General features: G+C 72.4%; 12 protein-coding genes. 6 read left to right on the top strand and 6 right to left on the bottom strand.

All coding sequences use genetic code 11. The annotated features are described in order from the left end of the window. Window positions 1-80: 80 nt before the first annotated feature. Window positions 81-779 (bottom strand): response regulator, encoded by a 699-nt coding sequence (locus ACFYT4_RS19460; protein WP_389270041.1) that lies wholly within the window; start codon window positions 777-779, stop codon window positions 81-83. Then, entirely contained in the window at window positions 776-2,071 is a 1,296-nt protein-coding gene (locus ACFYT4_RS19455) for a sensor histidine kinase (RefSeq protein ID WP_389270039.1), read from the bottom strand. Before ACFYT4_RS19455 ends, ACFYT4_RS19460 begins: the two co-directional genes overlap by 4 nt. A 150-nt stretch (window positions 2,072-2,221) precedes the next feature. Here ACFYT4_RS19455 and ACFYT4_RS19450 point away from each other — a divergent pair, with 150 nt between their 5' ends. After that, window positions 2,222-2,800: a hypothetical protein gene (locus ACFYT4_RS19450; RefSeq protein WP_389270037.1), complete on the top strand. Its 579-nt coding sequence runs from the start codon at window positions 2,222-2,224 to the stop codon at window positions 2,798-2,800. A gap of 572 nt (window positions 2,801-3,372) precedes the next feature. Here the strand turns inward: ACFYT4_RS19450 and ACFYT4_RS19445 are convergent. The 3 genes from ACFYT4_RS19445 to ACFYT4_RS19435 all read right to left on the bottom strand — a co-directional run bounded on the left by ACFYT4_RS19445 (window position 3,373) and on the right by ACFYT4_RS19435 (window position 5,586). Further along, window positions 3,373-3,945, bottom strand: coding sequence for a cob(I)yrinic acid a,c-diamide adenosyltransferase (locus ACFYT4_RS19445; RefSeq protein WP_389270035.1), 573 nt, complete (start codon window positions 3,943-3,945; stop codon window positions 3,373-3,375). A gap of 13 nt (window positions 3,946-3,958) precedes the next feature. Further along, the gene (locus tag ACFYT4_RS19440; protein ID WP_389270033.1) at window positions 3,959-4,708 is read right to left on the bottom strand and encodes an ABC transporter permease; all 750 of its coding nucleotides are present in this window, start codon (window positions 4,706-4,708) and stop codon (window positions 3,959-3,961) included. Window positions 4,709-4,803: 95 nt separating this feature from the next. Next, a complete protein-coding gene (locus ACFYT4_RS19435) occupies window positions 4,804-5,586 on the bottom strand; it encodes an ABC transporter ATP-binding protein (protein WP_389270031.1) in 783 nt (260 codons plus the stop codon). A 97-nt stretch (window positions 5,587-5,683) separates the two neighbouring features. Here ACFYT4_RS19435 and ACFYT4_RS19430 point away from each other — a divergent pair, with 97 nt between their 5' ends. The 4 genes from ACFYT4_RS19430 (at window position 5,684) to ACFYT4_RS19415 (ending at window position 10,915) form a co-directional block, all read left to right on the top strand. Beyond that, entirely contained in the window at window positions 5,684-6,349 is a 666-nt protein-coding gene (locus ACFYT4_RS19430) for a TetR/AcrR family transcriptional regulator (protein WP_389270029.1), read from the top strand. Between the two features lie 124 nt (window positions 6,350-6,473). Then, window positions 6,474-7,322, top strand: coding sequence for a 3-hydroxyacyl-CoA dehydrogenase family protein (locus ACFYT4_RS19425; protein ID WP_389270111.1), 849 nt, complete (start codon window positions 6,474-6,476; stop codon window positions 7,320-7,322). A gap of 272 nt (window positions 7,323-7,594) precedes the next feature. After that, on the top strand, window positions 7,595-7,918 hold the full coding sequence (locus ACFYT4_RS19420) for an STAS domain-containing protein (RefSeq protein ID WP_361147689.1): 324 nt from the start codon (window positions 7,595-7,597) through the stop codon (window positions 7,916-7,918). Between the two features lie 519 nt (window positions 7,919-8,437). Beyond that, on the top strand, window positions 8,438-10,915 hold the full coding sequence (locus ACFYT4_RS19415) for an ATP-binding protein (RefSeq protein WP_389270026.1): 2,478 nt from the start codon (window positions 8,438-8,440) through the stop codon (window positions 10,913-10,915). 244 nt (window positions 10,916-11,159) lie between these two features. Here the strand turns inward: ACFYT4_RS19415 and nucS are convergent, their stop codons facing one another. Beyond that, entirely contained in the window at window positions 11,160-11,822 is a 663-nt protein-coding gene (nucS, locus tag ACFYT4_RS19410) for an endonuclease NucS (RefSeq protein ID WP_389270024.1), read from the bottom strand. Between the two features lie 297 nt (window positions 11,823-12,119). Between nucS and ACFYT4_RS19405 the strand changes: the two genes are divergently transcribed. Continuing rightward, a complete protein-coding gene (locus ACFYT4_RS19405; protein WP_389270022.1) occupies window positions 12,120-12,512 on the top strand; it encodes an SCO5389 family protein in 393 nt (130 codons plus the stop codon). Window positions 12,513-12,645: the final 133 nt, after the last annotated feature.

The raw sequence follows: 12,645 nt of genomic DNA, 5'->3' as shown, positions 1-12,645 counted from the left end.
GTTGCGGTGAGAGTAGGAAGGTCTGGACCAATCGTCAATAGGTCCAGACCAAAGGCGACGGCCGGGGGAAGAAACGCGGGTCAGATACCCAACTCCTGTGCCAGAACGGCGGCTTGCACCCGGCTGCGCAGCTCCAGCTTCCCCAGCAGACGGCTCACATGCGTCTTCACGGTCGCCTCCGCCATGTGCAGGCGATCGGCGATCTCGGCGTTCGACAGCCCCTCGCCGAGGCAGGAGAGCACCTCGCGCTCACGGCGGGTCAGCGCGTCGAGGATCGAGGGGTCGGGCGCGCCGGGGGAGCGAACCGGCCGCTGCGTCGCGAACTCGGCGATCAGCCGGCGGGTCACGGCCGGGGCGATCAGGCCCTCGCCGCGCGCCACCGTGCGGACCGCGTCCAGCAGGTCCCGGGCGTCGGTGTTCTTCAGCAGAAAGCCCGCGGCGCCCGCGCGCAGCGAACCGAAGACGTACTCGTCCAGATCGAAGGTGGTCAGGATCAGGACATCGGCGAGCTGTTCGGAGACGATCAGCCGGGTCGCCGAGACCCCGTCCAGCAACGGCATCTGAATGTCCATCAGGACCAGGTCCGGCCGGAGTTCACGGGCCAGGCGCACGGCCTCCTCGCCGTCGGCGGCCTCGGCGACGACCTCCATGTCGGCCGCGCTGCGCAGGATGAGGACCAGCCCGGCACGTACCGCGCTCTGGTCCTCGGCCACCAGCACGCGCACACGCCGGTGCTCCCTTCCCTCGTCCGTCTCGTCGGTGCGGGGCTCACCGGTCATGCGGATGGCTCCTTGTCGTCCCGTACGGGCAGAACCGCCCGCACCCGCCAGATCTTCTCCGGTCCCCCGGCGGGTCCCTCCACGGGGCCCGCCTCGAAGTCTCCGTCCAGCAGGGCGACGCGCTCGCGCATACCGACCAGGCCCGCGCCGGAGCCGGGCGCGCGGGGGCCCGTGCGGGAGCCGAAGGGGCTGGTGACCGTCACGGTCAGGTTCCGGCCGGGGGCATGGGTGAGGGTGATGCGGACCTCGCCCGACCCGGCGTGCTTGAGCGCGTTGGTGAGGGACTCCTGCACGATCCGGTACACCGCCAGCTCGACCGGTGCCGGGACGGCGGGTCTGCCCCCGGGGGCGGCTCCCGGACCGGTGACCGTGCCGGCCGGGGCTCCCGCCGGGGCCTCGGCGCCGGTCCCGGCCGCCTTCGCCGGTGACGGCCCGCAGCGGTCGTCGAGGGTGAAGGTGAGCCCGCTCGGGGCTCCGTTGGTACGGGCCTGCTCGACCAGCGCGGCGAGGCCCGCGAGTGTGGGGCGGGCGGAGGGTTCCCGGTCGTCGCTGTTGTCCCGGAGCAGCCCGATCAACCGACGCATTTCAGCCAGTCCCGCGACGCTGTTCTCGCGGATCACCCCGAGCGCCGTCCGGGTGGTCCCGGGGTCGTCCAGGGAGAGCGCCGCGGTGGAGTGGATCGCGATCGCGGAGAGATGGTTGGCCACCATGTCGTGCAGCTCCCGGGCCATCCGGGACCGCTCGGCCGTCACCGCCTGGGCCCGGTCCATCTCGGCCAGCAGCGCGGTCTGCTCGGCGCGCAGCCTCGCCGCCTCGGCGGCCTCCCGGTGGTTGCGGATGATCGCGCCGGTCGTGGCCGGGCCGAAGGTGAGGAGCCCGATGAACACACCGAACAACAGTCCGACCGGCTCGCGGGTGTACGCCAGCAGGCCCGCGGTCGCGGAGACCGTGATGATCCCGGTGATCACGGGGATCATCCGGGCGGCCTTCGGGGACCCGTACACCACGGCGGCGTACACCCCGTCGGTGAACAGGATGATCGTCACCAGGTTGCCGACGGTGAACCGGTCGGCGGTCAGCGCGACGGTGGCGACCGCGAGGGTGGTCAGCGGAAGGGACCGGCGGAACACCGTCTGGCAGCAGATCACCGTGAGCGGCACCAGGGCCGCCCAGGCGGGGAAGATCTGCTCCCCCCGCTGGGTGTAGAGCTCCAGGGACCACAGCAGTGCACCGCCGAGCAGCCCGACGACAGCGATGTGGACATCGTCACGGTGGGGGCGGGGAACGGTCACCGTCCCATCAAACACGCAGGCGGGCCCCGACCGCCTCCTCGGCTGGAGTGAGCCGCGAGTACATCGAAGGATGCAGGGCCACTTCGTCACCCGTGACGACGAACGGCGGCCCGGCGGCCGGGAAGCTGGAAGCGGTGAAAGGAGGAGGCTGTGATCGTCGCACTGATCGTGACCTGCGAGATCGGGTTCTGGGTGCTGCTGGCCGCGGGGCTCGGATCGCGCTATCTGCTGAAGAAGCCACGGCTGGGCATGGCGCTGCTGCTGTGCGAGCCCGTGCTGGAGGTCGTCCTGCTCATCGTGACCGCGATCGATCTGAAGAACGGGGCGCAGCCCAGCTGGCAGCACGGTCTGGCCGCGCTCTACATCGGCTACACCGTCGGCCACGGTCACCGCACGGTCATGTGGCTCGACGGTATCGCGGCCCATCGTTTCGGCGGCGCGCCGCCGCCGGTGAAGCCGCCGCAGTACGGCATGCAGCGCGCATGGCACGAGACCAAGGTCTGGTTCGGCACGCTGATCGGCGCGGTGGTGGCGACCGGGCTGCTGTGGCTCTCGATCCTGTACGTCGACGACCCGGGGCGCAGCGGTTCGCTGGAGAGCTGGATCGGCCAGGCATGGAAGTTCGCGGCCATTCACGGGCTGATCGTGCTGGCGTACGTGGTGTGGCCGAAGAAGGAGCCCGCGGGGGAGAAGCACGCACAGGAGCGGGTCGGCGTCCGGCGGGACTGATGTGCGGCGCGCGGGACCGATGTGCGGCGGTCCGGGGGCCGCGCTCTGGGTTTCCGGCCGCGGCCCGAGCCGGTGCGCGGCCGGGCAGCGGGCTCCGAGCCCGCGCGGCCGTACCGCCACCGCCCTCGGCCCCGTCCCCGGGCCGGGGTTAGGGCGTTTCTGTTGGATCTTGCTGGGCTCGCGTGCCCTGGTACAGCGTCTTGCCGCGTTGGCGTCGGTCGCCCATGGCCCCCTGTGCCCTGCGGGCACGGGGGTACCCCCACCGCAGTGGCTTCCCCCTCCGCCTTGCGATCCACGGCAGCAGACCCCGCTCACTGACCCAGCCTGATCCATCAGAGGCGCCCTATGGGCACCATCGGGCCGGTCACGGGACGAGCAGCCGGGGGCACGGCCCGACCCGTCCGGCGGTCGGGGACGGAGGACGCGGGGGAGGCGGCCACGGTACGCGGGTGGCCACCCGCCCCGGACGGATCGCGGGCGGTCACGGTGCGCGGGCGGTCACCCGGCCCCGTACCGAGCAGGCGCGGTCACGCCACGCCCGGGGCCACCCGCCCCGGGCGGAGCAAACCCCCTCAGCGCTCCCCGCCCGGGATCCACAGCACATCGCCCAGCTCCTTGTTGGCCGTCCGCGCCAGGATGAACACCAGGTCGGAGAGCCGGTTCAGATACGTGGCCGTGAGGGGGTTCATCGTCTCGCCGTGGACCTCCAGCGCAGCCCAGGTCGAGCGCTCCGCCCGCCGTACGACGGTGCAGACGTGGTGCAGCAGCGCGGCGCCCGGTGTGCCGCCCGGGAGGATGAAGCTGCGGAGCTTCTCCAACTGCTCCAGGAAGCGGTCGCAGTCCTTCTCCAGCCGGTCGATGTAGAACTGCTCGACCCGCAGCGGCGGATGCGCGGGGTTCTCCACGACCGGGGTCGAGAGGTCCGCGCCCACGTCGAAGAGGTCGTTCTGGACCCGGGTGAGGACCTGGACGACATCCTCCGGTAGCCGCCCCAGCGCGATCGCCGTGCCGAGCACGGCGTTCGCCTCGTTGGTGTCGGCGTAGGCGGCGATCCGCAGATCCGTCTTGGGGACCCTGCTCATGTCGCCCAGCGACGTCGTGCCCCGGTCGCCGGTCCGGGTGTAGATGCGCGTCAGATTGACCATGGTGCCAGCCTAGTTACGCACTGGCCCTGCGGAAGACACGTGTGCCCACCGTCACGGCGAGCGCCGCGAAGCCCAGGGCGACCAGCACCCCGTACAGCATCGACGCCGTCGCGTAGGCGCCCGTGTACGCGTCCCGCGTCGCGTCCACCAGATAGCGCAGCGGCATGACGTGCGAGAGCGCGTCGAGCCATCCGGGTCCGAGGGTCATCGGCAGCATCAGCCCGGACAGCAGCATTGCGGGCATGGTGACCGCGTTGATCACCGGGCCGAACTCCTGCGGGGCGCGGACGCGGAGCGCCAGCGCGTACGACAGGGAGGCCAGGGAGACGGTCAGCAGACCGACGAACGCGAAGCCGATCAGGATCCCGCCGAGGGGAGCCCGCAGCCCCATCGCCAGCGCGGTGAGCACCAGCAGTACGGCCTGGAAGACGAGGAGGGCCGCGTCGCGCAGCACCCGGCCCAGCAGCAGCGCGAGCCGGCTGACGGGGGTCACCCGCATCCGCTCCACGACGCCCTGGCTGTTCTCGATGATGACCGCGATCCCGGAGAAGGACGCGCCGAAGAGCGCGAGCTGAAGGAGCAGGCCCGGCACCAGGACCTGCCAGGAGTCGCCTCGGGAGTCCAGCGGCAGCCCGGTGAGCAGCGGCCCGAAGAAGAGGAGGTAGAGCAGCGGCATGAGTGCGCCGAAGAGGAGATGGAAGCGGGAGCGCAGGGCCTGCCGGGCGTAGCGCCCGAAGACCAGTCCGGTGTCGTGCAGCAGCATGGGAACTCCTGATACGGGCCTGTCCGGCCGGGACGGGCCGGAACGGCCCTGGACGGGCGGGAACGGCGCCCTGGGCGGACAGAGAAGAGGGGGGCCTAGACCGACAGGGGAGAGGGGTCGGCGGTGGCGGGGCCGCGCCCCGTGATCGCGAGGAACGCCTCCTGGAGCGGCGCGTCGGCCGATCCCGTGTGCTCCAGCTTCAGCGCGGCCGGGGTGCCGTCGGCGGCGACCAGGCCCTTGTCGATGACGACGAGCCGGTCGGCGAGCGCGTCGGCCTCGTCGAGGTAGTGCGTGGTGAGCAGGACGGTCGTGCCGTGCTCGTCGCGCAGCCGCCGCACCAGCTTCCACAGGTCGGCCCGGCTGCCGGGGTCGAGTCCCGTGGTGGGCTCGTCGAGGAAGAGCACATCGGGCCGGTGGGTGAGCGCCATCGCGATGTCGAGCCTGCGCCGCTGGCCGCCGGAGAGGGCCGCGACCCGGCGCTCCAGCAGATCGCCGAGGCCGAGTTCCTCCGCCAGCTCCTCCGCCCGCGCCACTGCCTCGGCCCTGGGCAGCCGGTAGAGCCGTCCCTGGGTGACCAGCTCCTCCCGCACGGTGATCTGGGGGTCGAGCCCGCCGGACTGGGCGACGTACCCGGTCCGCTTCCGTACGCCCCCGGGGTCGCGCGCCAGATCGCATCCGGCGACCGTGGCCGCGCCGCCCGTCGGGGGCAGCAGCGTGGTGAGCATCCGCAGGGTGGTCGTCTTGCCCGCCCCGTTCGGGCCGAGCAGGCCGACGATCTCGCCGCCGCCGACCCGAAGGTCGATGCCCCGCACCGCCTCCACCGGGCCCTGCTTGGTCTGGAAGGTCCGGGCGAGCCCGGCCGTACTGATGATTGCCATGACCTCAGAAAACCAGAGCAACTGAAAAATTGCAACGACACCAAAAATTCAGCGGACACAAATATTTGCATCGGTCCAGGAAAGCTACGATGAGCCCATGACCGAGGCACAGCGGGAGCGCGAACGCGAGGGACTGAGAGAGCGCAAGAAGCGGCAGACGCGGCAGCTCATCTCCGACACGGCCACCGGCCTCTTCGTGGAGCGCGGCTTCGACGCGGTCACCATCGCCGAGGTCGCCGAAGCCGCCGACGTGTCGGTCAACACCGTCTACAACTACTTCGCCACCAAGGAAGAGCTCTTCCTCGACCGAGGCGACGACCTGGTGGAACAGCTCTCCCGCTGGGTGCGGGGCCGGGACGCGGGGGAGTCCGCCGCCGCGGCCGTCCTGCGCGAGCTGCGCGCCGAGGTCGAGTCGGTGTCGCCGCGCGTGGGGCTGGCGGCGGGCCATGAACGCTTCCTGCTGGTCGTCCAGGACGCGGCCACGCTGCGCGCCGGGCTCGCCCGGCTCCAGCAGCGGGCGGTCGAACGGCTGGAGCAGACCCTGCGCGAGGCGACCGCCGCCGCCCCGGGCGATCCGCTGCCCGCCCTGGTGGCCGGACAGATCGACTGGATCCACCAGTCCGTGACCGAGGCCGTCCGCCGCGGGATGATGGCGGGCCGCCGGCCCGAGGACGTCTCCCGAGACACGCTCGGCGTCGTCGACGAGATCGAGAGCCTTCTCGGGGAACGGCTCCTCAACTACGCCGTGCGCACCTCCGAATGAGCGGCGCGGGTGTGATGTCCGTCATCTGAGACGTGACGCGCATCTCTTCACCGCCACATGGCCCCCCACGAGCGCTAACCTCCGCCCCAGGGCGCAATGTAAACGGATGTTAAGGGGTGCCGAAGTGGCCGGGAAGCTCGCCGTCATCGGGGCCGGACTCATGGGGTCCGGCATCGCGCAGGTCTCGGCCCGGGCGGGCTGGGACGTCGTCCTGCGCGATGTCACCGACGAGGCCCTGACCCGTGGCAAGGACGGCATCAGATCGTCGTACGACAGGTTCGTGTCCAAGGGCACCCTCGAAGCCGCCGACGCCGAGGCCTCGTTGGCGCGCATCACCACCACGACCGACCTGGACGCGGTCGCCGACGCGGACATCGTCGTCGAGGCGGTCTTCGAGAAGCTGGAGATCAAGCACGAGATCTTCCGTGCGCTCGACAGGCTCGTCCGCGACGACACCGTGCTGGCCTCCAACACCTCCGCCATCCCGATCACCAAGATCGCGGCCGTGACGGAGCGTCCGGAGCGGGTCATCGGCGCCCACTTCTTCTCGCCCGTGCCGATGATGCGGCTGTGCGAACTCGTCCGCGGCTACAAGACGAGCGACAAGACCCTCGCCACCACACGGGAGTTCGCCGAGTCGGTCGGCAAGACGTGCATCGTCGTCAACCGCGATGTCGCGGGTTTTGTCACCACCCGGCTCATCTCGGCGCTCGTCGTCGAGGCGGCCCGGCTGTACGAGTCGGGCGTCGCGTCCGCCGAGGACATCGACATCGCCTGCAAGCTGGGCTTCGGCCATGCCATGGGACCGCTCGCCACGGCCGACCTGACCGGTGTCGACATCCTGCTGCACGCCACCGAGAACATCTACACGGAGTGCCAGGACGAGAAGTTCGCCCCGCCGGAGCTGATGCGCCGGATGGTGGACGCCGGTGACATCGGCCGCAAGAGCGGGCAGGGCTTCTACACCTACTGAGACCCGCCGGGCGGGCGGGACCGACCGCGCGCCGGCCGATCCGGGCAGCTCCGGGCCGGTGTGAGCGGGTCCCCGATGATCACCCTTCGGGGTGAATTCGGTATCGGTTCGCTTACAAGCAGCAACTGGACCGGCTCCTTTGCCGTCAGTTGTTGAAAGACAGAAGACGAAGACAGACGACAGACGACGGAAGTGCCGCCGGAGCCGTCAGGGGCGCGAGGGCGGCCGGAGACGCAAGCCACAGGGCAATGAAGCACTCTTGGGGAGCGCATATGCACATCAGGGGCGACCACACCGAGCTGGTCGTCGGGGGCCGCCTCGACGTCCGCAGCGCGGCGGACGCCCGTACGGTCCTGCACTCGGCCGTCGACGACGGGGACGGGGACCTGGTGCTCGACCTGACCGGCCTCGACTCCTGGGACGCCACCGGGCTCGGGGTCATCATGGGTGCCCACCGCAGGGCCGGCCGGTGCGGCCGCCGGCTCGTACTGCGCGGAGTGCCACCGCAGATGCAGCGACTGCTGGTGGCCACCCGGCTGCACCGCATCCTCGCGATCGAGGGCGGCCTCGCCGCCGAATCGCTTCCCCGGGTGTGAGCCTCGGGGCCGCGCGGACCTTGGCCGCACCCCCGGTCCCGGTCGCGAGCCCCGACGGCGAACCCGGCCGTGACCGCGACGGGACCGGGCTCCGGAACGTGAGCGGACGCGCGCCCGAACCCGGTCCCGCGGCGAACAGAACGGCCTGACCGGTGCGCATCCCGCCCGGAGTGAATCCGGGGCGGACCCGGAGCGGACCCGAAGACGCGGGGTGCGAACCGTACGACCTGTGGCGCGAACTGTACGACGCTCGCAATTCTCATGGGATCGTGACGTCGCGGACGGGGCGGTACCCCGCCGGTTGGGTAGTGGGTCTCCAGCGTCTAGGGTTCGGTTCCACTCGCCGCTTCGGCGCGCCCGCGCGCCGCCGGACGGCGGGTCGCCGGACACGGACCACCAAGGCGGCGGGGCATACGGAGGCATCGGGAGGGGACCTCCGCACACCCCGCTCCGCCAGGGGCTCCACCACCACTCCGGCGGGAACGAACCTGTGCGACAGCGCATCTGGGGGCTTGAACCATGGACAAGGACACTTCTGGCGAGGGCGCGGGCCGACCACGCGCCCCGCGCGACCCGGGCGCGCCGGACCTCGCCCAGTCCACGCCGGCGCCCGCCCGGACCGTGCAGCTGATCTCCGGAGACCTTCTGCTCACCGTCAATCCGGTCGACGGCAGCGAGATCGGACCCCGCCCGCCCGGTGGCGCCCACGAGGGCCGGGACTGGCCGCCGGAGCCCCGGCGGCGCACCCACGCCCAGCGCGCCGAGGCCGAACGCGCCGCGAAGCCGCCCGTACCCGCGGGACCGGCCGCGCCCCGGCTCCCGCTGCTGGAGCGCGACGAGGTCCACGAGCGTGTCACCCGGCTGCTGGGCCGCGGCCGTTCCGTACGGCTCACCGGACCCGAGGGCTCCGGGCGCACCACGCTGCTCGACCTCGTCGCCGAGGACTGCGCCGGTCTCGCACCCGACGGCGTCGTACGCCTCAACGGACTGCACCGCACCGCGACCGAGCTGCTGTACGACCTGTTCGCGGCCCTGCACAGCACACCGCGCCACCGGCTGGGCCGCGCCGAACTCCTCGCCCGGGTACGGGAGATCGGGGCCGTCGTCGTCCTCGACGACCTGGCGTTCGGCGGCCCGGCCCTGAACGACCTGCTGGCCGCGGCGCCCGAGTGCGCCTTTCTGCTCTCCGCCGCCCCCGGCCTCCCCGAGCCCGCCCCCGGCGCACGGCTCGACGAGGTCACCCTCGCCGGGCTCAGCCGCGGTGCCTCGCTGGAGCTGCTGGAGCGGGTCGTCGACCGGCCGCTCACCGAGGACGAGACCAACTGGGCCGGGGACCTGTGGTTCGAGTCCCAGGGACTGCCGCTGCGGTTCGTCCAGGCCGGCGCGCTGCTGCGGCAGTGCGACGAACTGCGCGACGACCCGGACGCCTTCGAGGACCTCTCCCCGTTCGAGGGCGCCAGGAACGCCGAGGTGCCGCTGCCGACGCTGGGACAGGGGGCCGCGCCCGCCGCGCTGCTCGCCTCCCGGCTCAGCGCCGCCGCCCGGCAGACCCTGCGCTTCGCCGTCGCCCTCGGCGGCGAGGTCCCGCACCAGGCGCATCTGCCCGCGCTCGTCGGGGACACCCACGCGGACGCGGCGCTCGGCGAGCTGCTGGGATGCGGTCTGCTCTCCGCGGCCGGAGCACGCTACCGGCTGTCCCCGGGCGCGGTGACCCAGCTGAGGGAGAAGGGGTACGGCGACGACGCGGCCGAGTCCGCCACCCACGCCCGTACCGCGGCCCGGCACTACGCCTGGTGGGCCGCGCACCCCTCGGTCACCCCCGAGCGCGTCGCGGCCGAGGCGGACGCCGTGGTCGCCGTCCTGGCGGCCCTGGTGCAGGGCAAGCGGGCCGGGCACGCCAGCGCGGCCGTCCTCCTCGCCCGCAGCGCGGCGCCCGCCCTGGCCGCCGGGCTGCACTGGGGGGCCTGGGAACGGGTGCTCCGCATCGGCTCCGAAGCCGCCCGAATAGCGGGGCAGGTCGCCGAAGAGGCGTACTTCCACCATGAGTTGGGCATCCTCGCGCTCTGCACCGGCAATCCGGACCGGGCGCGCGCCGCGCTGGAGACGTCGATCGGGATGCGCGGTGCGCTCTCCGACAAGAAGGGCACCGCCGCGAGCCGCCGGGCGCTGGCCCTCGTCACCGACCACGGGCGGGGCGCGCCGGCCTCCCCGTGGCGCTCCGGCCGGGCGGGCGGGGGCACCGCGCCCGACCCGGGCCCCGAGGAGTCGCCGGACCACATCCCGGGCGCCCCGGGGCCCTGGTCGCAGCAGGAGATCGCGCCGCCGCCCCCGGGTGAGCCCGGCGGCAGCCCGGCGGAGGGGTCCGACGAGCCCGAGCACCTGGTCTCGCGCGACGGGCCGTACGACCCGGGCGCGTACGGCGACGATCCCCACGACGACGAGGCACCCGGCGCACGCCGCCGGACCTTCCTCGGCGGGGCCCGCCGCAATCTCGTCGCCGCGGGCGCGGGGGCGCTGCTCGCCGCCGTCCTGGGCACGGTCGCGACGCTCGGGGCCGTGTCCGACGAGCGGGAGGCGCCCGCCGGCCGGGTCGGGACCGAGCAGTCGGCGACCGAGGACACCGGTGACGACGGGCTGGAGGCCGACACGCCCGCGGCCGGTGACGCCCCGCCCGGCACACCGGCCCGGGTCCCGGTGCGTACGGGCTCGTCGCCGCCGCGCTTCCTCCCGCCCCTCGCTCCGTCCCCGCCCCGGCAGGAGGAGTCGCCGCGCCCGCCGCGCCCGCCGAAGCCGGGGAAGCCGTCGCCGCCGAAGCCGGGGCAGAACACGCCGTCCTCGTCGAGCAGCCCCAAGCCGCCCTCTTCGGCCACGCCGACCGACACCTCCTCGCCGAGCCCCTCGGACTCGTCGAGTGCGCCGACGACCGTCGGTGCTCCGGTCGGCGCGAGCTCCGAGCAGGCGTCGCGGGATGTGTCCCAGGAGCCGCCGGCCGTCTGACGGTCCGGCGGCGGCACCCGGGCGTACGGCCCCGTGCCCCGTGCCGCCCTGCCGTCGTACGGCCTCCTGGGTACGGTCCCCATGCGTACGGCCCCGGGCGGCGATGCCACCCGGGGCCGTCTCACGTACTCCCGCCACCGCACCCGGCGTTCACCGGGGCGAACCGGACAACCGGGCCTGGCCGGGCCCGCCTTCGCCCGTGAGGAGGGCCGGGGCCCGGGTGCCCGGTGTCCCGGGCGAGGTCTCAGAAGAGCCGGAGCTTGTCGTCCTCGATGCCGCGCAGCGCGTCGTAGTCCAGCACCACGCATCCGATGCCGCGGTCCGTCGCCAGCACCCGCGCCTGGGGCTTGATCTCCTGCGCGGCGAACACGCCCTTCACCGGCGCGAGATGAGGATCGCGGTTCAGCAGCTCCAGATAGCGCGTCAGCTGCTCCACACCGTCGATCTCCCCACGGCGCTTGATCTCGACCGCGACCGTCGAGCCGTCGGCGTCCCGGCACAGGATGTCGACCGGGCCGATGGCCGTGGGGTATTCGCGGCGGATCAGGGTGTAGCCCTGGCCCAGGGTCTCGATCCGGTCCGCCAGCAGCTCCTGGAGGTGCGCCTCGACACCGTCCTTGATCAGGCCCGGGTCCACGCCCAGTTCGTGCGAGGAGTCATGGAGGACCTCCTCCATGGTGATGATCAGTTTTTCGCCCGCTTTGTTGATGACCGTCCAGACACTGTCGTCGCCCTCCTTGAGTGTGCAGGGAGGGGACATCCAGTTCAGCGGTTTGTACGCCCGGTCGTCCGCGTGGATGGAGACGCTGCCGTCTGCCTTCACGAGGATCAGACGGGGGGCGGAGGGCAGGTGGGCGGTGAGCCGGCCCGCGTAGTCGACGGAACAGCGGGCGATGACGAGGCGCATGGTCGGCAACGCTACTCGACGTACGCCGCCCCGCGCGATTCCCCCTGCGTCCCGCGGTCGTCACCCTCTACTGAGGCTGGCTGAGGAACTTCGGGTCGTCCCACTTGTCCCTGTTCGTTTCTGGCTGGTTGTATGCCCAATCTTCTGGTGCGGGCTCGACGGCGCGCTTAACGTGGATGCGTGAGGTTGCCGGACGCACACTCTGCGTCGCCATGCGTCCTGCGCATGTCGGCGTTTTCCGGTGCCTGTTTCCCTGCCCGTAAGGCCCCGGAGTCCGGGGTCGCGAGAGGAGAACCCATGTCGCTCGACGTCTCACCGGCGCTGTTGGAGCAGGCCGAGCGAGGCGAGGTCGACGAAGCAGCATTCGTCGACTGCGTCCGGACCTCCCTGCCCTTCGCGTGGGAGATGATCAGTTCTCTGGTGGCACAGCTGAAGGTCGACGGCGGCGAGTTCGCCGACAACCAGACGCCTCCGCCGGACGAGCAGGCACGTGGTCAGCTGCTGCGCGCGCTCGCGAGTGACGCGATTCGCGGTGCGCTGCAACGGCACTTCGGGGTGCGGCTCGCATTCCAGAACTGCCACCGCGTCGCGGTGTTCCCGCTGGATCCCTCGGTGGACGAGCGGCTCGCCCGCTTCACCTCCATCCGGGGCCAGTTGCTCAACCAGTCGTCCGAACTGCGCGACTGCTGATGTCTTGTGCCGCCGCTCCGCATCGCGGGAGGTGCGTCTGGTGCGGGGCGGCGGCGATGCGCGGGATCGTGCCGGGGCCTCGTCCCGGGGCCCGCGCCCGAGTGCTTTCCGAGCCCCCGTCCCCGGCGGTGCC

The sequence above is a fragment of the Streptomyces sp. NPDC004609 genome (assembly GCF_042873655.1).
GTDB lineage: Bacteria > Actinomycetota > Actinomycetes > Streptomycetales > Streptomycetaceae > Streptomyces.
The sequence above is the reverse complement of the archived record's forward strand: the minus strand, read 5'-3'. Positions and strand labels throughout refer to the sequence as shown.